This is a genomic window from Trueperaceae bacterium (genome assembly GCA_002707365.1).
Taxonomy (GTDB): domain Bacteria; phylum Deinococcota; class Deinococci; order Deinococcales; family Trueperaceae; genus UBA6957.
The window spans coordinates 1-26,237 of sequence record PAMQ01000004.1 but is presented as its reverse complement, the minus strand read 5'-3'; the positions used below and the strand labels follow the sequence as shown (position 1 = coordinate 26,237).

Sequence of the window (26,237 nt, the reverse complement as noted above, 5' to 3'; positions counted from 1 at the left end):
AAGAAACCTAAGTTGCAATTTTGTTGACATCCGTTTTGTACGTCGGAATGCGTCGGACCCGTGTCGCCTGTTCAAAGGCGTAAGCAAAACCTATAAGCTGCCCCTCTGTAAATGCAGTTGAGAAGAAGGAAATTCCTACGGGTAGACCCTCGACGTAACCAGCAGGAACTGTAATGTGAGGGTAACCCGCCATAGCTGCTGGTGAAGAGCAACTACCCAAGCTCCTGTCACCATTGATCAGGTCTACAGTCCACGCGGGAGTGTTGGTTGGTGCAACTATGGCATCTAACCGATGCTCCCGCAACGCTAGATCGATTCCATCTGTTCGCGATACTCGCAAGCACTCAGCTTTTGCCTCAAGATATGCATGTTCAGCAAGATCACCCTTAGCCTGAGCTAACTCGTGAAGTTCTTGGCGGAAGTACGGCATGACTTGATCAGCGTGAGTCTCATTAAAAGCTATGACCTCTTGAAGGCTCCTCACTTTGGCGTTAGGGTGTTTAGCCAAATACGCATTTAAACCTGCTTTAAATTCAAAAAGTAAGAGCTCNTGTTTGGCTGATGTACTCATCGCGANGTTTCCCAGATCGATTGGATCAACTAGTTCCGCACCAAGAGACTTAAGCTGATTGAGAGCAGTGTCAATAATCTCGTCAACACGTTCGTGATTACCGAAAAAATTGCGACAAACACCTAACCTGGTACCGCGAAGAGCGTTGATATCTAGTTGGCTGGTGAAATCGATAGTTTTACCAAATGAATTATCAGTAATTGGATCGCAAGAATCTTGACCAGCTAATGCAGTTAGGAGGATAGCAGCGTCTTCGACAGTGCGAGCCATAGGCCCAGCAGTATCTTGAGAATAAGAAATTGGGATTATTCCTGATCTACTAACAAGCCCGATAGTGGGTTTGATGCCAACAAGACCGTTAACTCCANACGGACATACGATCGAGCCGTCGGTCTCAGTACCAACTGCCGCAGCAGCTAGACTGGCAGCAGCCGCAACTCCTGAACCAGAACTAGAGCCACAAGGACTGCGATCGAGAGCGTAGGGATTGCGCACCTGACCCCCTCGACTACTCCAGCCACTACAGCTACGAGTTGAGCGGAAATTAGCCCACTCACTCAAGTTAGTCTTCCCTAGAATAATGGCTCCTGCCTGGCGTAAACGCGAGACAATAAAGGCATCACTACTGGAAATATGGCCCTCAAGCGCAAGAGAGCCGGCAGTAGTAGCCATAAGGTCTCCCGTATCAATATTATCTTTGATGAGAATCGGAATTCCGTGTAGGGGACCACGAGGGCCGAGTTCCGCCCGCTCGAGGTCGAGAGAAGAAGCAATGCTAAGGGCTTCGGGGTTGACCTCAATGACTGATCGGAGCGTGGGACCAGAACGATCCATCCGTTCTATACGGTCCAAGTAGGCTTGGCACAGCTCCACCGCAGTGAACTCACCACAGGTCATAGCCTCTTGCGAAGCGGATATGCTACGTTCTACCAACTCCATCCTCAACTACCCCCTTATGTGTCGACCACTATTTGAAACAGTGTTGCACGGAAGATTTATTTCTTTTTTCTAATAATAAAACCTGGGTCTTTGGTAANGATTGAGGTAAAAATGATGGGTCCTAGTAAAATTCGCGCGGATCAAAACGCAACTTGGTAATTAAGAGGGTTCCGGGAATCGTAATTCCACTATCGTTACTACCCACCCAGATGTCGTAAAGGCCTGATGTTGGGGCTTTAAACTCAATCAATGGATCGAAATCGTAGGTGTCATCATCACAATACCAATCCCCGTATGGGTCATTGATAATTAATGTAGTGTCAGCGTCAGCCACGACCATGATGCGAAGTAGATCAGTACCGTCTTCGATCCATTCAAGACGAAAGTCAGGCTCAGCTGTAGTGTAGCCAACACAGTATTCGTTACTAGGTAAGTTAGCGCTAGCAACCTCAATGGGACCACCACTTAATACCTGAACCCTATAGGGATCGGGGGTGAAATCAACCGCCAAGGCAGTCTCGCCAAAGTTCGGGGGTGCTGAAACTACCAGCTCTACCTCCGGCAAAGCGAAATCGACAGGACTTAGCCCCAATTCAGTAACGTAAAGATTTCCAAAAAGATTAACCTCAGGATCAAAACTTCCAACCCAGATATCGTATTGGCCAAAAGCAGCGCCGTCGAATTTAATCAGAGGATTGCGATCATCAAAATCATCGTTACAGTGCCAATCACCATACGGATCATTTACTGCAAGAGTTGCATCACCATCACCAACAAAGAAAATACGGAAATCGCTACCGTCACCACTCCAGTTAAGCCGAAAATCCGGATCAGAGCCTATAAAGCCAGTACAGTTCGAATCAACCCAGAAAGAAGCATCAAGTGGGCCACCACTCAAGGCCTCTATATTGTAAGGATCTGGCGTGAAACCAGGCGCCAATTTTATTACCCCAAAAGTCGGATCNCCAAACAAATCGAGAGTGGCACCTTGAGCCATAACACCTGTAATCAGAACATTAACAACAAATAACAAAGTGAACAGGCTAATCAAAGAGAACATCTTCCGCATTACTTACATCTCCTTTTAAAACACAAACCCCCATGTACCAATCTCGAGCATGATATTACACTGACACCAGCTATTGGCATTATTAATGACATCGATTGTGCTACTGGTTCTCTTAACCTAAGGTACCCTGGAACTAAACTTTTTTGAGAAGGAGAATGGCATCGTGACAACCACCATTAACGCCGTTAACGTGCACGTCATAACTGCCCCCCTTTCTGAGCCTTTCGGCTTTTCACAAGGCTGGGTNACTAATCGTAATAGCGTTTTAGTAGAAATCCTCTCAAATGACGGTCACAGTGGTTGGGGAGAGTCATTATGCCACGGCCTACAAAAACCAGAAATTGCAGCCTCAATAATTCAGAACGTCTACGCACCCAAAGTAAAAGGTAGAAATGTAAGTGATATAGAAGTCATCTGGGAAGAGCTGTATAACCTCACCAGACCGTTTGGTCAGGGTGGGGCTGTGGTGAACGCACTTAGCGGGGTTGACATTGCTCTTTGGGATCTTTGGGGGAAAATCCTGGGTCAGCCAGTAAGCAGGTTAATCGGGGGTCGTTTTCGTGAACGAGTCCGGCCCTACGTAACGGCCTTCTATCGCCGGAAAGGGGGACTCTATCCTCAAGAGGGAATCGTAGAGGCAGAAAAGCATATCCAAGATGGTTTCGACTATTTGAAGCTCAAAGTTGGTTTTGGTATCGAGGAAGACGTGTCCTTCATTAAAGCTGTCCGCGAAGCATTCCCAGGGGTCAACCTAATGGTTGACGCTAACTGTGCTTATGCCGTGCCTACTGCACGTAAAATCCTAGAACGAATTGTGGATTATGATCTTCACTTTTTCGAGGAGCCCCTCGCACCCGAAGACTTGGAAGGATACAGGCTTCTGCGATCATTGGGTCTTGTCTCGATAGCTGCTGGAGAGAACCTTCTGGGCAAACACGCATGCGCACGATGGATCTCCGGCGGCGTCCTTGACTACCTCCAGCCCGATATCTGCTCCTCGGGCGGCTTCACAGAACTTAAGAAAATATCTGCTCTTTGCCAAGCGTGGAATACAACTATGATTCCACACGTTTGGGGATCAGGCGTCTGCCTCGCAGCCACCCTACAACTCATAGCTAGCCTACCGCCAACACCACTCAGTCTGAAGCCAATCGAACCTATCCTAGAATACGACCGGTCAGACCACCCGTTCCGATCTGATCTCATTTTTGGAGCCCTCGGTCGTGATGCGGACGGTATGATCCCCATTCTCGACAAACCGGGTCTCGGTATCGAAATAAATCGCGAAGTACTAAATCGGTTTAGTGTGTCGTAACTACAAGAAAAATTCAGTCTTAAAAGGGAAAACCGTCAAAATATCGCTAGGTAATTAGCCACCTGCTGGGTGTCTTAAGAAAAATGACCTAATATGCTCTACCTTTAGCTCAAAGGTATGTTGATCAGCAATCTTCCCATTAAGAGCGCGTCAAATTTAGGTAAAGGTACCATAGTCTGATGAGGCCAAACATTGTTTTTGCTTTTGCTGACGACTGGGGACGTTACGCTAGCGCCTATCAGGCATTCGAGGGAAACAAATCCTTAAATGCGTTGATCGATACGCCAAATTTTGATCGGATTGCATCTGAAGGAGCACTGTTTCGTAATGCTTTTGTACCAGCTCCGAGCTGTACACCTTGCCGAAGTTCGATCTTGGCAGGACAATACTTCTGGCAGACTGGACTTGGAGCTATTCTCCAGGGAGCAGTGTGGGACGATAGCATTCCCACCTACCCATTGTGCCTTGAAAAGGCTGGTTACCACATTGGTTACACATATAAAGTGTGGTCACCCGGCCAAACTATGAACGCTCCATATGGTGCTGAACGAACCCGCTACGAGACGGCTGGCAACCTTTATAGAGACTTCTCCCAAGTCGCTACAAATCGGGTGAAGGACCTTGGTATCGAGGGAGCTAAGCAGATTCTTCTTGACGAAACCAAAGTTAATTTTGACGCCTTTTTAGCAGCTCGACCGGAAGATACACCCTTCTGCTATTGGTGGGGGCCAACTAACACCCATCGAAGTTGGGAGAGAGGATCTGGGAAACTTCTTTGGGATGTAAAACCCGATGACCTAAAGGGTCGCTTACCCCCGTTTTTACCAGACGTTCACGACATACGCGAGGACATTTCCGATTATCTTGGCGAGTGTCTCGCTGTCGATGCTGGCCTCGGGGTTTTACTTAACCAACTCGAAAAGATAGGTGAGCTTGACAACACCTTGATCGTGGTCAGCGGAGATCACGGTATTCCCGGTTTTCCGCGAGCTAAATGCAATCTTTATAGCATAGGGTGTGAGGTGGCACTAGCGGCACGCTGGCCAGGACACATCAGACCAGGCAGAGTCATAGAGGATTTCGTGAACCTCATGGATCTAGGACCAACTTTTCTGGATGCTGCCAGCGTAAAGATCCCTCCTACGATGACTGCCCGTAGTTTGTTGCCTATCTTGGAAAACCCAGGGCAAGGCCAAGTTGACGAAAAACGGGACTTTGTGATTACCGGCCGGGAAAGACACGTTGCTACAGCCAGGAGGGGAAATCTGCCCTATCCACAACGCTCAATCCGAACTCAGGACTTCTTATACGTTATCAACTTCGAGCCCACTCGCTGGCCTGCAGGTGATCCTGCCGGGCTAGACAACCCTAATGCCTTTACACCTGATTTTGATACCCTTGCAAACGACACTTTTGCTGCTTACGCTGACTTAGACGCTAGTCCCACCAAGGCTTGGATGATTCATCACCGCAATGACCCTGACGTGCTGAAGGCTTTCCAACTGGGTTTTGGCAAGCGACCCCGAGAAGAACTTTACGACCTCCGAGTCGACCCTCATTACATGAATAATGTAGCTAACGATCCTATCTATCAAAAAGTACGACTTCGTCTCGAAAATAAGCTCATTACGATCCTGAGGGAGCAGGACGATCCGCGAATTGTTGAGTCGTCCTGCCGGTTCGAAAAAACCCCGTATGCAGGTACACCTTTATGCAATTGATAGTTCTCAATGCCTCTGGTGAGTATTGAGCGAGGGATTAAACATACAAACACAGCTCCAGTTATGAAATTACGACCCATGAACTGTTTGTTTAATTGATTCAGCGTTTATGCAGGTCGTACTTTTAGCTTCGGGTGGTTGGGCGACCGTTCAGGAAGTGCTTGTTTCTGAATTACGTTTCACATGGTGTGGTCAGAACTCAGGTTAATCTGATGCACAGAGAAGCTTGGCGATATACATTGGTTAGGCGGCCGCTACAAACCTGGCATCCTTTGGTTGCCCTAGCCGTCGGGAGGAAATAATGCCAAATAGAACAATTAAGGTCGACGGACGCTACCTCATCATGCCTGTAGAGTGGGGAGAAACAACGGGATGGTTAAGTATCCGGCAGGGTACAACTGTTTTGCGAGAGTTGGACATCCGTCTGGGCCAGGGCACTAGCGATTACGAAGTTTTCCTTGATCTGGATGACTTCCAGGGATCAGAACTCACGTTCGAACACACTGGTACTGCAGATATTTCTCTGAGTGGTCTCCGTTTTACTGATCAACCGGTTGACCCAATTGAGCTTTATCAGGAACCCCTCAGGTCCCAGTTTCACTTCTCTTCCCGCAGAGGTTGGAATAACGATCCGAACGGCCTGTTTTACTACGATGGTGAGTACCACCTGTTTTACCAGCACAATCCCGCCGGTTCAGATTGGGGCAACATGCACTGGGGGTCAGCTGTAAGTACTGATCTTGTGCATTGGCAAGAGCGACCAATCGCCCTTTACCCAGACAAGCTGGGTGCAATGTGGTCAGGATCTGCAGTAGTTGATCACCACAACACGGCGGGCCTGCAAACGGGTAAAGACCCGGCGGTTGTGGCCATTTACACTGCTGCTGGTGGGCACTCACCAATGAGCGAAGGTGAACCTTTCACGCAGTGTCTTGCTTATAGTAATGATCGGGGTCGAACCTGGGATAAATACGATGGTAACCCTGTTCTGGGACACCACGTTGGGGGTAATCGAGACCCTAAAATAATCTGGCACCCAGAAACTGAACGTTGGATAATGCCGCTATACATGGCAAAAAATGACTATGCCATTTTTGGGTCTCAAAACCTTCTCGAATGGGAACACTTGAGTGACCTGAAATTGCCCCGCACAACTGAATGTCCCGACCTGTTTCCCCTTCCAGTAGATGGCGATGAGAATGATATTCGGTGGGTATTTTGGGCCGCCAACACAAGCTACTATGTTGGTAGTTTTGACGGTCGCACCTTCGTTCCTGAACAAGAAATTAAGATGTTGCAGCCGGAGTCACCGCGCTTTGCCGGGGGGTCTGCTTACGCGGCGCAAACTTGGAGCGATATTCCCGCTGAGGATGGTCGTAGAATCCAAATCTCTTGGATGCGACAGTCAACACCGGGAATGCCCTTCGGCCAGTTAATGACTATTCCGCAAACGCTTCAACTGACCAATAAAGACAATGGAGTCTCTCTCAGTGCGGCACCAGTAGTAGAACTCGAGAAGCTCCGTCAGGAGACTTGGCAAAGTGAGGGTATTGAGCTGGGACCTGGATCAAAAGTTGAAGCTGGTCTCGGGGGTGAACTTCTCGATATTGAAGTTGAAATTGAACTTGGGAATGCAAGCGCTGTGGGAATAGTCGCTCGAGGGATCCCTGTCTGGTACGACAAGCGTCTCGGAACTTTACTCATCGGAAAGTACATGGCCCAAATGCCCCCACGGGATTCTATAAATCTTAGGATTCTCGTGGATCGAGTCTCGCTTGAAGTGTACGCTGATGGTGGAACGATCGCCGTAGCTGCTGGAGTAGTACTTCGTCCTGACGACCACGGAGTTTACATGTTTGCAAGTGGCGGGTCTGCCCTGGTAAACAACGTGAAGGTTTCGCGGCTCCGCTCAGCATGGCAAGTAGGAGACTAATTTATCAGCCGATTTTTTTGGGTATTAAGTCAACTTATTGCCTAAAAAACCGTCAAATTTAGCATCGTCCAATACAATAAGGTCGTTCAAACCCGCATTTTCAACCGATGCCAAATGGTCTGAGTCCATCAACTTTGCCGGAATTGAAATCGCCATTTTCAAGGCTTGTTCCAAAGATTGATCGTAAACATGAACCAAGCGTTCAACACCCGTTGCCTGAGTGATATGCGCTCCTGCAAACGTACCCTCGTAATTAATGAGCCGCCCGTCAATTAGATTAACAGGGTTGCCATACAAATCAAATGTTGGTTTACCACCAACTGTCGGCATAGAGTCAGACACAATAAACACACGATCTGGTGTTTTGTGTCCCCGCAAGGCCAGCATCATCATGTCAAAGCCAACATGATAGCCATCACAGATCAATCCAGCAAAACTCTCTGAATTTAGGGCAGCGCCAACAGGGCCCGGCTCACGGTTATACATCGGCGGCATTGCATTGAAAAGATGGGTAAAACAGCTGGCACCTGCGTTAACGGCTTGGTGCGTGCGCTGAGCGGTGGCATCAGTATGCCCAAGTGATACGACAACCCCTAAATCTACTAATTGAGTAATATGGTCATCTTCAACTATGTCAGGCGCCAAGGTTAACATTACGGGCACGTCATTTTCCCGCAATTTACGGACGCTGTTTAAAGTACCCTCATCAAAAGGGCGCAGGTATTTTGGATTATGTGTTCCACGTCTAGTCAATGCAATATGTGGTCCTTCGATATGAACACCAAAAATCCCGTTACTGCCCATTGCTTCAATCGCAGGCTCGACCATTTGTTCTAAAACGGTGACCTCATCTGTGATTAAGGTAGGTAAAATTGCAGTGGTTCCAAATTGGCGATGGGCCTTAGCGATTGTTTTCATCGATGCAACATCTGGTGTCGCATTTAGCAAAACATCGCCGCCACCATTTACCTGAAGATCAACAAAGCCCCGCGAAATCACCCCATTGATGTGTTTAGGTTTCGCATTTTCAGGTAAATCCGCCAAACCAATAACTTGGGTCACCTTACTATCGGTAATCTGAATAGCTACATCGTTGATTAGACTGTCCTTGTCAAAAACACCGTTTGAGGATAGCCAACTTTGTTTTTCGTCCATTAGACTCGCCTCTCTTGGTTTGATTGAATTACCCCTTGTTGCCACGTGCAGTAAGCAGCACCACGTTCGCCACTTGTGACGCCGCCTTGAGAAAGAACTATTTTGGCGATACTAAAGCCATCCAATTGTTTTTTTGCGCGACTGCCTCCATTAAATCTTAGGCAACACTTCTATTTGAAATGTACCGCCACCCAAAACTACTTGTAAACTTGGCATTAAGCTTAATGACGGCAAGGACTGGCGACGGTTTATTAATCTGCCAAGGACTTTTCTACCCTTCCTGGTAAATGTTCTGCATCTTCCAAGCATCCAAGCTTTTCAACTCTGCATTCCGACCTTGAGAGCGAAGTGACACCCCAACACTATCCTCACGAGTAGGGTAAACACGAACCGCGACACACTGTTTGCCATTAACGAATACTTCAACAACACTACGATCAACAAACACTCGCAACCTCAAAGGTTCTCCCTCTTTAAGGTATACAGGTGCTGTCTCTGGAGGTCGTGGTGTCACATCTGGCAAGCTAGAGGATCGGGAGGAATCGATAGTTATGAGGCTCTCAACACGCACTGCTGATTTCCGCGAAACTGCTGATGACGTAGAGTTCGGCGATCTCCGATCTACACGACGAAAGCCCCGTTCATGAAAAAACCCAATGCGAGTAACTTCCTCCCCGCCCGATGATCGAAGAACATTCAACTCGATAACCGGTGCGCCCTGAGGATCGATTTCCACCTCAAGCTCAATTGCGTTCCCCCTCACACTCTCGATCACGACCTCTTCATTAGCTGGCAAAACCATTGGATTAATACTCTGATGGTCGGAACGGAGGGATTCAACATCGCCAGCTGGTTCTATATTCACTTCATCACTGCCATCGCCTCCGGCTAATGTAAGGCGCCTAGGCAACGTCATAATCTGGTCCCAACCATTAGCAGGCAGACCCTTATTCATATTGAAAATCACCACGATGCCGCCTTTCCCATCAGGAGCTGCTGAGGGCGCATGTACACCCGAAGGAATCGAAGCACCAAAATTACATTTAGCGTGATTCGTTACCACGAACTTATCGCGCTCAGTATCATAATCACCAAGTAAATACTGACCACCACTAGTGTGACTGAAAAACAACAACATGTGGCGATCCCCAATTGGCCAGAAGTACGGACAAGCACCATCATCGCCCACCATCGAGTAATGATCATCCTCTACAAACGGATGTAGGAATTCCCAATTAGCGAGATCCTTGGAGCGGAACAACCAGTTGGCTCTTACATCACGTCCACCTGGCCCATTAGGTAGCGTTCCACCCGAGAGGGAGTAATAGTACTCATTTTTCTTCCATATACAAGGGTCGAAAACCGAATACGCAGCATTCTCTAATTCAGGTGGGTAAGGAATGACCGCCTTTCCAGTCACCTTCTCCCAATTCAACAGTAAGGGATCATTAGAAACAGCCACCATGTTGCCAACATCAGTACCGTGATACATTGCGATAACCCGATCTTTTTCAACTAATGCCGAACCTGAAAAACAAGCTCGTTCCGGATTTGGATAGATTGCGTAGGGAAGATCACGCCAGTGAACTAAATCATCGCTAACGGCGTGACCCCAGTGCTGGCGAGAGTCTTCTGGGGGATAGGCTTGATAGAAAAGGTGCCATCGACCTTGCCAATAACACAATCCATTGGGATCGTTAAGTGTGCTCTCCGGATTAACGTAATGATAAATGGGTCGGTGCGGATCACTATCCATTTTCTTGCGAGCTTCGTTCATCCGTCTTAGCAACGGATTCTCTGAAAGCTGACGCTCCTGTTCTTCAAGTGAATCAGCAAAGGTGTATTTAGGAACAAGCGAAGTGTAATCCGAATCAACTTGTGACATGATTTCCCCCCATTAATGATCGAACTTCAATGCACCCTTTAACGTGTGTCGAATTTAAGGTGCTGACAGAACATGGAAACCATAATAAGGCGTTGAGCCTATTAACGACATGGGGTAATCAATAAACCACCTGTTTTAGGTTCGACTTGTAGGGGGTCAAGCGTGGCTCAGTCGTCGTGGTACAGCGATGTCCGTCTCGGTTAGGCGATAATGAAGACGCTCGATCAATTCGCTTCGCAAAGCTGCTACCTCGGGTGCCTCCCAGAGGTTATGCAATTCGCTAGGGTCAGTCTCTAAATCAAAGAGTTCGCCGTAAGGTTCGGGCCCTCTATGTCCCGTATAGGTCGTAATCTTGAGTTTGTCAGTGATCAAAGTTCTTAGCCTAAGACCAAGGTAATCCTCGTCATTCTCAACAACCACAGAGTCCTGGACTATCTCAGTATCACCCTTAAGGACGCCTTTCAGTGATCTGCCTGGCCAAGCTGGCGGCCGCTCTGGCGCAACTACATCCGAAGCTAATCCATTAGGCGTATCCACCCCAGCTAAATCAAGTACGGTCGGTGCAAAGTCCAGTAGGCTCGCAAGAGCTTGTGTCCTTTGGACACGAACATGACCAGGCCAAGACCAGATCATTGGTACCCGCAGTAAACCCTCGAAATGCCATGGACCTTTGTTCATAAGGCCATGGTCACCCATCAAATCACCATGATCCGAAAGGAACACCACAACAGTATTATCCCGCTGACCACTCTCATCCAGAGCAGCAAGAATCCGACCAACATGCTTGTCAATAAGCGATACCATTCCGTAAGTCCTAGCCAGGGCCTCGAGAACATGTTCCGGGGGAATACCAGTCGGACCTCTCCTACCGCTCACCATAATATCTGTCTCAATTATCTTGCGGAAATGAGGAGCTAAAGAGTCCAACTCATCCTCTCTCGAGACAGGAGGTACTACTTCGTCATTACCGTAGAGAGTGTCCCACGGGCGAGGCGCTACGTACGGATGGTGAGGGTCAGGAAAGGAACAAAATAAGAAAAATGGTGACGATCTGGCGGTTTTAAGAATCTGGTCTATCGTTTTATCAGCAACGTACGCTGTGTGATGTAAATCCTCATGTATAGGGAATGTACCGCTCTGCTCAGCACCCGAAGCAGATGGTAGGACTCCCTTATCTTGTAGAAGGCGCCACGCTTCGGGGTGAGACTCGCGTAACCAGCGACCGTAGTTGCCTTCTACGTTATCACCGTGACCAAGGGTAATATCAACCTGGTCAAAACCGTAGTACGGAACTGGAACTTCATGGATTTTGCCATCCTGCCAAAAAGCTTGCACTTCCGGAAAACTTTGTGGTTCGGCAACCTGAAGAACATTATCGTCGAGCCAGTAATTGCTGAAATGGAGCTTGCCAATAGAGGAGGTCCTATATCCAGCATCTGAGAGCGACGTCGTGAGCGTCGGAATGTCATGTGCGAGAGGTATGCCATTGGTACGAACTTGGTGACCGCGGGGGGTCATACCTGTGAACAAGGTGGCACGACTAGGCTGGCAGAGCGGACAATTAACGTAGGCGCGATCGAGCTGGGTACTAGACGCCGCCAATCTGTCGATATTAGGTGTTCGAATCACAGGATTATCGGCACAACCGAGGTGATCAGCTCGCATCTGGTCAGTACAAATAACGAGAAAATTGGGAGGCTTTTCAGACATCTCTATCCCCCTGGTCATTGATTTTGTTCAAGCCTACCAGACCCGGGTACTGTGAAATTGAGTCAGCCAAATCCGATCAAGAATACCTCAGGGAAGCCTAAGTACGAATAACTGGGTCTTCCGATCGTTAACTAAGCCTTACCGATGCTTCCTTGAATAAGTAGTGTAAGAACGTGTCACCATATCTATATCGAATGATTCCTCGTATTGGACTTCTCCTAGGCGACCCCAATGGCATTGGGCCTGAACTAGTAGCTACCCTTCTTGCTGACGGTATTGATCAGCAACTCTACCAACTTATCGTTATCGGTGATAGGCGGGTTTATCAGGATTTTGGAGAGAAAACTGTGGGTTCTAATACCGAACTTCCTGTCATCCAGAACATCGAGAAGATTGAACTGGACGGCCATCCAGTTCTACTTGACGTTCCCAATGTAAACCTGACCGAACTTAAACCTGGACAGGTATCCGCTCACGCAGGGAAGGCAACGTTGGAAACCTTAGGCTTGGCTGTCGATCTTGCTATGGGGGGGAAACTAGACGGCCTTTGCTTCGCGCCTTTAAATAAGGAGTCCCTTAGTCTAGGGGGCAACATTCACGGGGATGACATGAACCTTTTTGCTGATCTCCTTGGTTGGACAGGTTCATGCGGCGAAGTCAACGTCCTAGACAACCTGTGGACCTCCCGCGTCACGTCACACGTGCCCCTCGCAAAAGTCACTACGAGCATTACGAAAAAGACAGTTATCTCCTCAATCGAATTGATGCACGCTACGCTTGTTGGAACCGGCTATACTCATCCGCAGATTGCTGTTGCGGCCATTAATCCTCATGCTGGCGAGGGAGGATTGTTTGGCTTCGAAGAAATAGAAGTAATCCGCCCTGCAATAGAAGAGGTACAATCCCAAGGAATCAATGTTGATGGACCTTGGCCTGCTGATACGGTGTTCGTACGAGCACTATCCAAGGAATACGATGCAGTAGTGACTATGTATCATGATCAGGGACAAATTGCTATGAAATTGCTAGGTTTCGACCGTGGCGTAACTATCCTCGCTGGCCTGCCAATTCCCATAACCACGCCAGCCCACGGCACAGCATTCGATATTGCTGGTAAAGGAATAGCTAAGGTTGAAGCTCTCAAAAAGGCCCTAAAGATCGTACGGAGAATGGTAGCCAAATACTCAATCAACGGACCTTTAACAAACTAGCCAATGGTCTCATGGGAACCTCCTTTCCTACTCAATAGGTATTTCGGAGCCGATTTGCGTGCTATGATGCTGTCCCTTTTAGGACCCGAGGGTTACCGTACATTAGCGCAGACATTAGAGTCTGCAACGGAGACCTAGAGCGTCACCAGAAATAAGTTCGGGTTGAATGTGCACGACATGTTTTATCAATACTGAAGACGGCTCGTTCTCAAGGAGGTACGAACGTCGTGAATACAGTAAACAGCAGGGTCAATGTATCGCCTCAGACCCAAATACTGCATAACCCGGAGGTAGATAGTTGACTCGTATAATCCGGGTGTTCAGCTTCACGTTTTTTATTAGCGCAACCATTGGCGCATTCCTACTAATGGCTCGTGGTGGCCCCGAACAAGCTATTCATCGCTTTGCTGACGATTTGCTCCCGGGGATTTACCACAAGCACAATGCGCCACATGTGCGTCTGGCCAGCAACCGACTGAACGACGACGCATTAGGAGCACACAGCCACGAGAATAGCGAGGGACCAATGTTAGTTTCGGATCGTGGTCCCCACCTGGCTGTTCTGAACAATGTCCAAGCATGCCCTTCTCAAGCTACAGTGAAGGTTTATGACCTGGCAGCCATTGAATTGGAGATGGTGCTGAATCGCTGGGGTGACCGTGATCCTCAAGCCTACATGTTCGCCCTGCGTGACCAGATCCCTAAAATTAGAATTCAGGAAGGTCTTGCAGGAAGCAAAGAGAATCACTACGGCCTAAGCCTAGGAGTTGGTGATGACCCAATTCAACCTCTCACCATTCGAGCTAACATTGGGGATTGCGTACGATTTTTGTTCACTAACACCTTAGATCAGCCAGCTGGCTTCCACATCCACGGGGCAGACCTGACCTTAGCTAAAAGTGGTGAACCTGCACTTTCGAGTAACCCAGAATCTGTTGCTCTCCCAGGAGAGACTATTGCTTACGAGTGGTATATAGACGACACTTACTATTCCGAGAACACCCATTACCTGCACACACACGGACCGCGGGAACGCTGGTTGGTAAGCCATGGGTTGTTCGGTGCCCTCGTTGTCGAACCAGCTGGATCCGATTATCTAGACCCTCGTACCGGGAGATCGCTTTGCCGCATAGAGTCTGGAGTCGAAAGCTGTCTTAACTCCTGGGACGCAATAATCTCTCCTGGGGATGGTTCAGCTGACTTTCGCGAATTCGCAATGTTCTATCACGAGATCGGTAACGCGATGTTCTCAGCAGTCGACGCAAATGGAATTCCAAATCCTAATATTGATCCGGTAGCCCACTCATATAAGCCCAACGGTCGAGCCATCAATTATCGTAGTGAATCGTTTTTCCGCCGACTAGGCACAGCTGAAGACATCTTCGGCTTCGCTGATGAGTCACAGGCTTATGGCTCCTATGCTTTTGGCGACCCCGCTATGCCCGTACCTCAATCTTACCTGGGCGATCCAACCAAATTCCGCCTAGTGCATGGAGGAAGTGAAACCTTCCACGTTCCACACCTTCACGGAGGTGGAATACAGTGGCAACGCCAAGCAGACGTCGGTAAAGACGGAGCAACCGATTACACACCTATTGACGCTGGCCTGAAAAAGATCTTTGAGGGTAGCATGCCGAGCGCTGGTAATGATGCTCAGACCATTGGACCATCAGAGACTTATGAACTTGAGATAGCTTGTGGTAGTGGTGGTTGCCAACAAGCAGTCGGTGACTATTTATTCCACTGCCACGTTGCCTCCCATTACATTTCTGGAATGTGGCATTTCTGGCGCGTGTACAACACGTTGCAATCTGAAGATAATAAAACTGACGAGCTAGCTGTGGTGGTAGAACTACCCGACCGTAAGGGACACGTGGACGGAGCAGTCACTTCCAGCGACCTGATCGGCAAGACAGTCACCTTTGCTGGTAACCAATCTGTGGTTGATGAAGATAATCTTGCGACAATTGTCGAAACTCAACTGCCACCTCCGGGCCGGAGCCTGAACCTGCTTGATGCAGCAGTGATGGACTGGAGTCGAGATGGGACGGAGTACCTTAACGAACCTGAAACGTCACACCGTTGGCCGAATTTTTCGGCTCTTGTACCGGGCGAGAGGCTTCCATTATTATTTGATCCAGAAACCGCCCAGCTAGCCTGGCCATTCCTCAGGCCTCATTTAGGTAAACGCCCGCCCTTCGCACCACATCACGGGCCGGCTCCTTTCCTAGAACCAACTGGGCAAGACCGAGGTGAACCAGCATTACCCGGCGCTAACGGCCCTACCAGCCTCTGCCCTACCGGTAGCCCACAACGCCTCTACAAGATCCATGCAATCCAAACTTCCATACCAGTAACCAAAGACCTAACCGATCCTGACGGCATGATCTTCGTTCTACAAGAACATGAGCAGCAGGCTCGCGAGGATCCCAACTACAAAACTCCTTTAGCTTTCCGCGCTAATCAAGGTGATTGCCTAGACATCATTCTAGTCAATGAGCTTGAAGAGACAGGTGAAGCAGCCGAGCTATCTAAAACTAATATCCACATCCACTTTGTCCAATTTGATGTACAAGCTTCAGACGGTGTTATTAGCGGTGCTTCGTACGAACAGTCACCTCGACCCTTTACTGACAAAGGAATGAGCACTCCTTTAACTAACGAAGTTCCCTCCGGATCATACGGAATAACGGTCCTCGACGCATCCAGGTTTCACATTGGCTCAGCGGTCGCTGTTGGGATTGATCAATCAACAGAAATCTTCGAGACCGCGGTCATTGCCAAAATTGATGGTAACCAGATTACTTTCGAGCAGCCCCTCAAGAACTCACATGCAGCAGGAGAACAGATAAGCGTTGAGTTTGTTCGCTATCGGTGGTATGTAGCGCGGCAGAACGGCGCAATCTACTTTCATGACCACGTCGATGCACTGAAACGGTGGGGACATGGCCTGTTTGGAGCGCTAATAGCTGAACCGAGAGGCGCAAGTTATCACGATCCAGTTACAGGCAATGAAATTCGCAGTGGCACAATCGCAGATATCCGAGTTGAAGGAAAAGTCCTACCGGGACTTGAAGGTAGCTTCCGCGAGTACGTATTGTTCATGAATGACAACAATCCGCTCACGGGGAGCTCGTTTAACCTCCGAGCTGAGCCTCTTTTCGCTGAGACGAACCGTGGGCGTGGCCGCCCTGACCTCGCACTTAGTAGTGTCACTCACGGCGACCCTTTTACACCAGTCCTCCGTGCTTACACTGGGGACCCACTCATGTTTCGAATGCTCACAACAGCCACTGAAGAAGTTCATCCGTTCCACATCACAGGACACCGTTTCCGACTCGAGCGATTCCAACCTGATTCACCAAGCGCCACCGTATTTGGTGTCGGTATCTCCGAACGTTTTAACGCCTATGTAGAAGCTGCTGGTGGAGGCGCCCAATCCCCAGGTGACTACCTCTACTATAACGGTGCTGAACGGCACTTTAGGGAAGGCAGTTGGGGGATTCTCAGGGTACACAATACTTTGCAAGAGGACCTTCAACCTCTACCCGGTCGTACACCACCTGACGCCTGCCCAGCTGATGGACAACATGGCATAAGTGAGCACGATGGCTGCCCACTAGGTTTTCCACAACTTACCTTCACAGGTGCCCTACCCCCAGAAGCAGCTGACCCTGGTGACCCATGCCCAACAGACGCTCCGACCCGATTTTTCGAAATCTCAGCTATTGATACATCATTAGTCATCAATCGTGCCGCCGGAATGATCCTCCGTAACGGTCGCATCTATGTACTGGATAAAGACATAGAAGCCGTCTTATCGGGCGCTCAGAAACCTGATCCCCTTGTTGTTCGCGCCAACGCTGGAGATTGCATCAATATTCAATTTACTAATCGTTTAGAAGACTCTTCAGCCTCCCTTCATTTGGACAGTCCGACCCTTGACCCTCTCGGGTCCCTAGGTATTAATGTCGGCTTCAACCCCAAACAGACAGCTGAACCTGGGGAAAGCATTTCTTACCGGTATTACGTTGAAAGTGAGTTGGGAGCAATCCTTATTCGTGACTTCGGCAACCTTTTCCGTAACCCCAGAAAGGGCCTTTATGGAGCACTCATTGTAGAACCTGCCGGATCAACCTACCTGGACCCTGTCACAGGTGAACCGGTGGAGAGCGGAATCGCAGCTGTCATAGCCCACCCAGACAACCCGGACTTCCGGGAGTTCGTTACTTTGTTCCACGATAGCGACCCAGACATCGGACTGTTCGTAATGCCATATGACGAAGAAGTAAACCGGCTAGTGGCTGTCAACTACCGATTGGAACCGCTAAATCTCCGACTTGCGGAGTTTGGGATCGCTTTAGACGGTGACCAAATTCCCCCTGAGTTGTTAGACCATTCAAGAACACTGTTTAATAGCGAAGTCTTTGGTGACCCTAATACGAATGTTTTTGAGACTTATGCGGGGGAACCTGTCCGCTTCCGAGTGTTAAGTGGATTTAGTGAACAGAACCAAGTGTTTGCGGTAGAGGGTCATCAATGGGAACACATGCCAAGTCTTCCCGGCTCAGACGTACTCAGTTCTAGACATCTACCTTCCACTGGGGTTCTTAACATCGAGCTTGACCGGACAGGGGGACCAGCGGAGCGACCCGGAGATTACCAGTGGGGTAACCACCGCCTACCGTATCAGAAAGCTGGGCAGTGGGGAATCCTACGAGTCTTACCACAAGACAGTAGTGATACCTTGATACCTTTGCCTGACTGCAGAGGAACTACTCACGCATCAGAAACGCCGCTAACACACTAAACTACGGAAAGAAAGGTAACGAAATGGAGGTGCAAGGTGAACGACAGCAAGAAGACTTTAACCAGGCGTGAACTTCTCAAGAAATTTGGCGTAGCTGCAGCTGGTATTGCTCTAAGCGACTTAAGTATCCCTGGCACCGGCCAAGCGTTTGCCCAAGAATCCCCCTCCCAATCGAACCTGAGTGCCGTCTTCCCTAATTCGCAGGACCCTGTCCTTAGTGCGAAGCTGGGTCGCGATGTACGAATCCCAAATACGTGTCCGGCTCTTTACGGCCAGCCCAACCTCCATGTTGGTAACGTTGATATCGAGCTTCTTGATGGGGCTACCAGCCTGCTTGGTCACCGCATTAAGAAAAAACGCGACCCTCATCGTGATCTGGAGATAGCACTTGGCCTTCTGCATCGCTCCGCTCGAGAAAGTGGGGACTACCGATCGCCAATAGAACTAGCCGCTCGGGAAATAAAAAATATCCTTCTGGGTACCACTGAAGGTCGAGTGTATGACGGTTTCGGCCTACTTAACATTAATCCTGGAAAACTCAATAGCGACCACGTTGCAGACGAATATAAGACTAAGCGGTTGACCGACACTGGTGAGACTGTAATCAGTGTTATAGATGGACAGCGCCATAAGGTTTGGCATGCAACTATCAATATGTTCTGGTACGGTCATAATTTTGATTCGGATACTTATTTACTAAGGATCCCAGCGGAGGTCCATCCTTACGACGAATTCCGCATTACTTGGCGTGTTTACTCTTTGGTTCAGGAGGACTTAGCGCCCAGCACCATAACTAATGACGGCTTTGGTCGGATTTTCCACGGACTAGATAGTACGTTTACTTCCATACCTAGTGGAACGCTGTCTCAATTAACTATCAACTACCCTAGTGTGTTGCATTTCCGCGGTATGTACACATGGGGATGGGGGGTACATCCGCCCAGAGTACAGTTCTTACAACCAATCGTAGAGATTGATGAAGATGGAACTCTTAACCCTGCCGGACACTCGTTTGCCACCCGAATGCTTGAGGGGTTAACACTACAGAATATAGCTGAAGAGTCGCCAGAGAAAAAAATGTACCACGTTGCCGAAGCTGCCCTTCAGGGTGCTTCGGGTGACAAAATTATTGCCATGATGACCAACTCAAATGAAGGTCCACTTGGTACTTATCGGGAGTGGGTTTCACTAGCCTCAGATCAACGCCAACTCCCACCTGAAGCTTGGGATGTCCTAAGGAAAGAGGACGGCCTCAAAGAGGGTAACTTTGGTCCTTACGACATGGTTCTTGCTTACATGAATAATGAGATTTACGGTGATACTCCCTATGCTCAGTTTGGCTCCGAAGGCCTGGGTGGGGTAGTCCGTGATTGGGAACAAGGAGGGCTAATGCGGGTTAAAGTTATCAACTTTGATCGGCACGTCCACTACTACCGGAACGTAGATTTTGGACCCCGCCTGACAGAAGAGAATGAAGGGGCATTCGGCAACGGTATTTTTAGTTTCGAAAAGTTCAGTCCCAAGCCTACCTATGGCGCTCCTAAAGTTGCAGAGATGCAGTGGCGGACAGGTTGGGGTTATGTCCCCCACTTGGGAATAGCTTCGCAAGCTGGGGTGTTTCCTCGCAATCGAGACCAGCTTCACTTACGCCCTTTTACGGATCAATTTGGCCAAACCCATCAGGGGTACTTATTCCGCAATGTGAGCGGTTACTTCCGGTTCAACCCACCGGATAAAGTCCGGGCTGGTAATGAAATTCCCGCGGGCGACCCCCTCCGGGATGAGGATGGTCTGGACGGCGTCAAAATTAGCCTTGATGCTGAGGCGTTTGGCGTGGCAAAAATACCTGATTGCACACTGACAGGTCACCCAGATCAGGCAAATTTTGCTGATCTTAGCTATCCCGGCTTCCTGAGAAATCCCTCTAATGGTGGCGATATTATCCCACCAACCCCAATCTGGTCACCATTCCTGGCGCTACACCCCCAAACGGGGACGCTGTATACCCCAGAGGGAACTTGGTGGGTGGATGAGACGTACCTACATGGCCGTCCCGTGCAACCGGGAAGCACCATAGTTGCGACAATTGAAGCACCCCGGGCTAGTGGTCAACTTTTCTACCAATTCGATCCACTATTCCACGACAATATGATTTTTTCTTATCACCCTAGATCAGATAACATGGGCTAACTACCGTTAAAGGTATCTCTATGGAGAAAAAACAGATGGCTAACCCATCAGGTTTAAGTTCTAGCCAGTTACAACAGTTGCGACACGAGGGATTCGTGGTAACTCCAGGCCTTATAGATTCAGTCACAATCGAAGCTATACGTGATGAGCTCAATGAAACCGTCTCCTACCTTGCAGATCAACTCTACGCTGAAGGAATAATCTCTGATGCTTACTCCTCGGCAAATTTCGACAAACAACTAGCGAGAATTGCCTTAGATCATCCCGAAGCAGCAAAAGAGCTGATTAAACGCATGCATGGAGATGTCGGTGGGGGATGGCACATGGGACCAGCCATGTTTGACCTGATGTCCCATCCCGGACTTCTGGATGCCGTAACTTCAATAGTGGGTCCCGAAATAATCGGATCCAGTGTCTACCGCGTACGACCGAAAGCACCGGGACTTGAAAGTGGCGAAGTTCCGTGGCACCAGGACAGTGGTTATTTTTTGAGCCATTGCGATCAGGAATTCATCATCACTTGCTGGATTCCTCTAGTTGACGCAGATGAAGAGAACGGTTGTCTACACGTGATTCCACAAACTCACGACCTTGGAATTTTTGAACACCGCAGAGGGGGACCTGGCGGCTATCTGGTAATTCCCGAAAAGGACCTACCCGCAGGAAGTCAGCCACGGGCTATACCGGTGGAAAAAGGTGGTGTGCTGTTCCTAACAAACCTCACGCCTCACGCTTCATTTGAGAATCACTCGGACCAAATGCGTTGGAGTATTGATCTTCGTTACCAAAGTCCAGATGTTCCCAACAACGTTGACACGGCTCAGCTTGAGACCAATTCGGACGGTCCCGAGGTAGAGATAGCCTGCTTCCCTCCTGAAGCTGACTTCGTACTGCGAAGTCCTGCCAACCCCGAGAAAGAAATCCTCAATTGGAAAAAACTCAAACAAATTCGAGACGACCACTTTAGAAAGTTAAAGCGAGATAACGACATGCAAGGGCGGTGGCTACACGTAGAGCAATAAGCTCACTAGACGTACCTCTCAATCTAGAATCACTACCTTACGTCGATTGCGAAGAGGAACTGTCCTTCAGATCCGAGATCCAAACAAATACCCTGAATAGATCATCACAGCCACCGAAACAATTTACCGGTTACTAATCACAAGATACAAAATGAGAACTAAGTGTTAGTAGATCACCGTGTTCTTCTAGGCTCCTGTCAGCACCTACCAGGACAGTATTTCTAGCATTTTCTCTCGTCCTGATACACCCCCAAATGACACCCGTTAGCAATAAACTTTTGACTCAATTCTGTAGGTTAGTTGTTGGGGTGAGTGGTCAGCCTCTAGCATCCCGAACCCAATCACGAACCGCCTCCAACAAAGCGATCTTCTCTGGGTCCACCTTATTCTTCCTATAATCTTGGCGGTCTGAGAATCGCTACACTGCCACTTATTACGGGTAGACAAAAGGCGCAGATGCAGCTTTACAGCTGCATCTGCGCCAAAGGGGGCTTGGTGATGTAGGCAGGTATAGCTATGGAGAAGTGGCCTTGGATGGTCATCCGCCTACATCGCTATCCATATTCGAACCAAAACTGAGTAGACACAAGGAGCCCGCACACAAAGTAAATGTAACCATTACCTCAATGCAATGCATGGTAGAGAAATAAGGAACAGAGGGGTGACACATGGCACACACTTTTGGGGATCTGTTGAGTTAACCAGTACCTCGCAATAAAAGAAACTCGGGAGGAACGGATAGGGCCACTCCCGAGTTAAAAAAGTCCCTTCGTACCAATAGAAAGGACGACCCATGATAAACGAAGTTGGACAAAGATGTGGGCATTAACCGAATAACGTTCCATTAGTTTCGCCGCATGGCATTTTTGGCACTTGAAAAGAAGGGGGTTTGACTCCCTAGTAATAGTGGAAGAGATAGAGCACAGCAATAAATCAATTACTGAAGGTATCTACACTCAGAACGATAACTAGTAGTTTCGTGAAGCAGGAATGAGCTCAAGTGAGCTATACGGTTTAGATAACAGAAAGAATGCGTCGTTGGATAGGAATTAGGATAGTCGGACCCATGCAGAAGCAAGGAGAACTCTGTCGGAGACGGGTTTTTACGCTTTCTTCCATTAATCCACTATGTTATAGAGTTCATTTTCCGGGGGTTTACGTTGTAAACTGAAAGAACTACGACCCCGCCCCCCCAGGGGGGCGGGGTCAGTAAGGCTAGGGAGGAATGAAAGATGATTAATCTAGTTATCCAAGGCATGACCTGCGAACACTGTAAGGGCGCTGTAAAAACAGCTTTAGAATCTGTTACCGGCGTTTCGTTAGTCAACGTTCATCTAGAACGCGGTTCAGCAGATGTCGAAGGAACAGCCAATCTCGATGCACTCATCCAAGCGGTTCAAGAGGAAGGTTACCAGGCCTCCTCAGGATCTAGTTAAGGCGTGACACAGTTAAACAAGGATGACCAAGCAACTTCTGATAGTTCGCCTATGCCTGTCCATCCCTGCCTACACCTGGACCCGAGCGTGAGGACTGATGCCGCCCAAAGGCTTAGGAATGCTAGGGGCCATCTTGAGGGTGTAATGCGAATGCTCGAGGATCCCAACGTCTACTGTGTCGACGTACTGAAGCAAATCAAAGGTGTACAGGGGGCCTTGACCAAAACAAGTGATAGCGTATTACGCTCCCATATACAAGAACACGTCGTCACAGCTGGCCAGCGTGGTGACACTAATCACATCGTCGACGAGCTTATGGAAGCCCTTAAGTACAAGGGTTAAACAAAATGGGAACATGACGATTTCGAATCGCGCCAGGGAATCTACAATCGACAGGAAACCCACCAGGACTGTGCGTTTCCTCGTCCAGGGGATGACCTGCGCCAACTGCACCACCCGAATTGAACGTGCTCTAAAACGGGTTGAGGGTGTTGTTGACGCTACTGCCAATCTAGCCACAGACCGGGCGACAGTCCACTACGCCCCGACAGCGACAAATCCTAATATTTTCAAGGCCGCAATCCACGATGCGGGATACAAAGTATTAAAAGAAACCTCTGGTCAAGCCTTCACAGAGCAATCGGAGACTGTCCGAGAAAGAGAGTTGCGCCTGATCCGTCGAGACCTTATTGTGGCAATCGCTTTCACCACGCCATTATTACTCCTCTCAATGTTACCCATGGCTATTCCTAGCCTATTCGAGTGGCTGGATACCTGGACCTCTGAACGGACTATCAACCTTGTTTCGTTTGTCTTAGCCAGTCTTGTTCAATTTGGACCAGCTCGCCGCTTTTATCGGCCTGGCTGGGAAAGTCTCCGTCAACTAAGCCCCGACATGAACAGCCTAATAATGATTGGCACCTCGACCGCCTACGGTTACTCCCTCATAGCAACTTTTTTTCCGAATGTTCTACCCACCAGAACAGTTGAGGTGTACTTCGAAACCTCCGCTGCTATAGTCACGCTTGTTTTAGTCGGAAAGTACCTTGAGGCTACTGCCAAAGGACGAAGCACCAATACAATCAGGAAGCTCTTAAACCTCAGGCCAAAAACAGCTAACATCATCCGTTTCGGAACTGAGCAAAAGATTAGAGTTGATGAATTAGTTACCGGAGACGAGATCGTGATTCGCCCGGGCGATAAAATTCCTGCTGACGGTACTGTGCTTGAAGGTTCGTCGTATGTTGACGAATCCATGGTTACTGGTGAACCTTTACCCACCCTAAAGGACAAAGGCGTCAACGTTACTGGTGGAACTATCAATCAAACCGGATCATTCCGTTATCGTGCTACTACCCTTGGCTCGGAAAGTGTCCTCGCGAGAATCATTAGAATGGTCGAGGAAGCACAGGATGAGAAGCCCCGAATCCAAGCAATAGTAGATCGCTATGTAGGTCTTTTCGTACCTGCTGTGTTAGTCATAGCGGCTGTGACATTTGTTCTTTGGATAGCATTGGGACCTGAACCTACTCTATCTTTCGCCCTGGTCAACACGGTAGCAGTTCTGATAATCGCTTGCCCTTGCGCCATGGGACTCGCTACCCCCACTTCGATCTTGGTTGGAACTGGAAAAGCAGCAGAGCTAGGCGTAGTATTCCGCGGGGGTGATGCCCTACAGAAACTTCAAGAGGCATCTATTCTAGCGCTAGACAAGACTGGCACTCTTACTACAGGCCAACCAGAACTTACCGACCTGATACTAAGCTCAGGGTTAGAAAGAAAAGACGTACTTCGGTCATTAGCTGCTGTTGAAGCGCTCTCAGAACACCCCATTGCAAAAGCAATCACTCGTATTGCTGATGAAGAAGGGATTAAAATTCCTACTGTTCGGAATTTCGAAGCCCTACCGGGATTTGGTGTTACAGGAGAGGTCGAAGGCACCAAAGTCCAGGTAGGCACAGAGCGGTATATGACAAACCTGGGGATCAATATTTCGAGTTTCTCTGCTGAATTAGAACAGCTATCTTGCGAAGGCAAGACCCCGCTTTATTATTCAGTTGAAAACAAAGCTTCTGCCATAATCGCAGTATCAGACCGAATCAAGATCTCTGCCTCAACAGCGATAAAGCAGCTACAAGATCTGGGCCTTCAGGTTGCCGTAGTAACCGGTGACACCCGCAGGACCGCTCTAGCTATTGGCAATTCGCTAGGTATCGACAAAATTATAGCTGAAGCCCTACCAGATACCAAGGTCGAGGTTGTTAAACAACTACAGGCTGATGGACAAAAGGTGGTGTTTGTTGGTGACGGGATTAACGACGCACCTGCTTTAGCTCAAGCAGACGTTGGCCTTGCTATCGGTACCGGTACTGACATTGCTATTGAATCTGCCGACGTAATCATTATGGCAAGTGACCTTAGAGTAATCCCTAAGGCCATTGCTCTATCAACCGCTACACTTAGAAATATCCGACAAAATCTTTTCTGGGCCTTCATTTATAACATCGTCCTAATCCCCGTAGCTGCGGGAGCTCTATACCCAACATTTGGGATTCTTCTCTCACCCATTCTGGCTGCTAGCGCAATGGGACTTTCAAGTTTATTCGTAATTTTTAACGCCCTGCGCCTCCAAAGGTTTAACCCGTCATTGGACTGAATCAAGCTTTGAGTGGGAAAGTGATTTATAGGCTTACATTGAATCTAGAGTATTCTCTCCTAATTCTCAGGCTATTGTTCAATCGATTATGATGTTTTTAATCGCGAAATTGGGATTAATCATGAGTTTGTTTCGCTCTTGTTTTTAGTTAGCGGAAGGAATTACCAGCAGAAAGAAGTTATTCTTAGTCAGGTACACTAAGTAAGCAAATCCTTACATACCTAGGGGGATAAATATCGTGCGATTCGTTGTGTTAGTTCATGATGATCATGTTGCTTGGGATTTTCATACAGAAGGTTGCAATCTACTACGTGAACACGGAGAAGTAGAGTTTCTATGCTTACCTACAGGCCTTCAAATTAATCACATATCGGGTGCCGCCGGTAAAGTTGATGATGTTTTCAAATCGAAGAAGTCGAGTGCTAATCCGTTTCTAGAGCCTACTGATGAAGTAGCTACTGTTTTAGAAGATTTTTATTCCCAACTAGAAACAGCGGACGCAGCAGTCATCGGAGCTTGGTACAGACCCCCAATGCTCCCCGAACACTGGGCAGCAGCAGAGAAACTAAAAGTATTCTCCGGAACTTTCGACCATCGCTTTGGCGACTGGTTCG

General features: G+C 48.6%; 16 protein-coding genes. 11 read left to right on the top strand and 5 right to left on the bottom strand.

Annotated features, from left to right (window positions below):
• Nucleotides 1-7 precede the first annotated feature (7 nt).
• A complete protein-coding gene (locus CMO31_01195; GenBank protein MAZ52614.1) occupies nucleotides 8-1,510 on the bottom strand; it encodes an amidase in 1,503 nt (500 codons plus the stop codon).
• 121 nt (nucleotides 1,511-1,631) lie between these two features.
• Entirely contained in the window at nucleotides 1,632-2,579 is a 948-nt protein-coding gene (locus tag CMO31_01190; protein MAZ52613.1) for a hypothetical protein, read from the bottom strand.
• A 175-nt stretch (nucleotides 2,580-2,754) separates the two neighbouring features.
• Between CMO31_01190 and CMO31_01185 the strand changes: the two genes are divergently transcribed.
• The 3 genes from CMO31_01185 to CMO31_01175 all read left to right on the top strand — a co-directional run bounded on the left by CMO31_01185 (nucleotide 2,755) and on the right by CMO31_01175 (nucleotide 7,548).
• Nucleotides 2,755-3,894, top strand: coding sequence for a mandelate racemase (locus CMO31_01185; protein ID MAZ52612.1), 1,140 nt, complete (start codon nucleotides 2,755-2,757; stop codon nucleotides 3,892-3,894).
• Nucleotides 3,895-4,073: 179 nt separating this feature from the next.
• On the top strand, nucleotides 4,074-5,615 hold the full coding sequence (locus CMO31_01180; GenBank protein ID MAZ52611.1) for a sulfatase: 1,542 nt from the start codon (nucleotides 4,074-4,076) through the stop codon (nucleotides 5,613-5,615).
• A gap of 301 nt (nucleotides 5,616-5,916) precedes the next feature.
• Entirely contained in the window at nucleotides 5,917-7,548 is a 1,632-nt protein-coding gene (locus CMO31_01175) for a 2,6-beta-D-fructofuranosidase (GenBank protein MAZ52610.1), read from the top strand.
• Between the two features lie 24 nt (nucleotides 7,549-7,572).
• Here CMO31_01175 and CMO31_01170 read toward each other — a convergent pair whose 3' ends face one another.
• From CMO31_01170 to CMO31_01160, 3 genes are all read right to left on the bottom strand, one after another.
• Nucleotides 7,573-8,646: an N-acetylglucosamine-6-phosphate deacetylase gene (locus tag CMO31_01170; GenBank protein ID MAZ52609.1), complete on the bottom strand. Its 1,074-nt coding sequence runs from the start codon at nucleotides 8,644-8,646 to the stop codon at nucleotides 7,573-7,575.
• Nucleotides 8,647-8,974: 328 nt separating this feature from the next.
• Nucleotides 8,975-10,588 (bottom strand): glycosyl hydrolase family 32 domain protein, encoded by a 1,614-nt coding sequence (locus CMO31_01165; GenBank protein MAZ52608.1) that lies wholly within the window; start codon nucleotides 10,586-10,588, stop codon nucleotides 8,975-8,977.
• Between the two features lie 156 nt (nucleotides 10,589-10,744).
• Nucleotides 10,745-12,316 carry a sulfatase gene (locus CMO31_01160; GenBank protein MAZ52607.1) on the bottom strand — a complete coding sequence of 524 codons (1,572 nt, stop codon included), beginning with the start codon at nucleotides 12,314-12,316 and terminating at the stop codon, nucleotides 10,745-10,747.
• A 176-nt stretch (nucleotides 12,317-12,492) separates the two neighbouring features.
• Here CMO31_01160 and CMO31_01155 point away from each other — a divergent pair, with 176 nt between their 5' ends.
• The 8 genes from CMO31_01155 to CMO31_01120 all read left to right on the top strand — a co-directional run.
• Nucleotides 12,493-13,509 carry a 4-hydroxythreonine-4-phosphate dehydrogenase gene (locus CMO31_01155; protein MAZ52606.1) on the top strand — a complete coding sequence of 339 codons (1,017 nt, stop codon included), beginning with the start codon at nucleotides 12,493-12,495 and terminating at the stop codon, nucleotides 13,507-13,509.
• Between the two features lie 316 nt (nucleotides 13,510-13,825).
• On the top strand, nucleotides 13,826-18,319 hold the full coding sequence (locus CMO31_01150) for a hypothetical protein (GenBank protein ID MAZ52605.1): 4,494 nt from the start codon (nucleotides 13,826-13,828) through the stop codon (nucleotides 18,317-18,319).
• Between the two features lie 36 nt (nucleotides 18,320-18,355).
• On the top strand, nucleotides 18,356-20,509 hold the full coding sequence (locus CMO31_01145) for a hypothetical protein (GenBank protein ID MAZ52604.1): 2,154 nt from the start codon (nucleotides 18,356-18,358) through the stop codon (nucleotides 20,507-20,509).
• A 20-nt stretch (nucleotides 20,510-20,529) separates the two neighbouring features.
• Entirely contained in the window at nucleotides 20,530-21,531 is a 1,002-nt protein-coding gene (locus CMO31_01140) for a hypothetical protein (protein ID MAZ52603.1), read from the top strand.
• 1,232 nt (nucleotides 21,532-22,763) lie between these two features.
• Entirely contained in the window at nucleotides 22,764-22,967 is a 204-nt protein-coding gene (locus CMO31_01135) for a heavy metal-binding protein (GenBank protein ID MAZ52602.1), read from the top strand.
• A gap of 51 nt (nucleotides 22,968-23,018) precedes the next feature.
• A complete protein-coding gene (locus CMO31_01130) occupies nucleotides 23,019-23,309 on the top strand; it encodes a hypothetical protein (protein ID MAZ52601.1) in 291 nt (96 codons plus the stop codon).
• Nucleotides 23,310-23,322: 13 nt separating this feature from the next.
• Entirely contained in the window at nucleotides 23,323-25,623 is a 2,301-nt protein-coding gene (locus CMO31_01125; protein ID MAZ52600.1) for a copper-translocating P-type ATPase, read from the top strand.
• A 238-nt stretch (nucleotides 25,624-25,861) separates the two neighbouring features.
• On the top strand, nucleotides 25,862-26,237 hold a 376-nt coding region (locus CMO31_01120), incomplete at its 3' end, for a hypothetical protein (GenBank protein MAZ52599.1).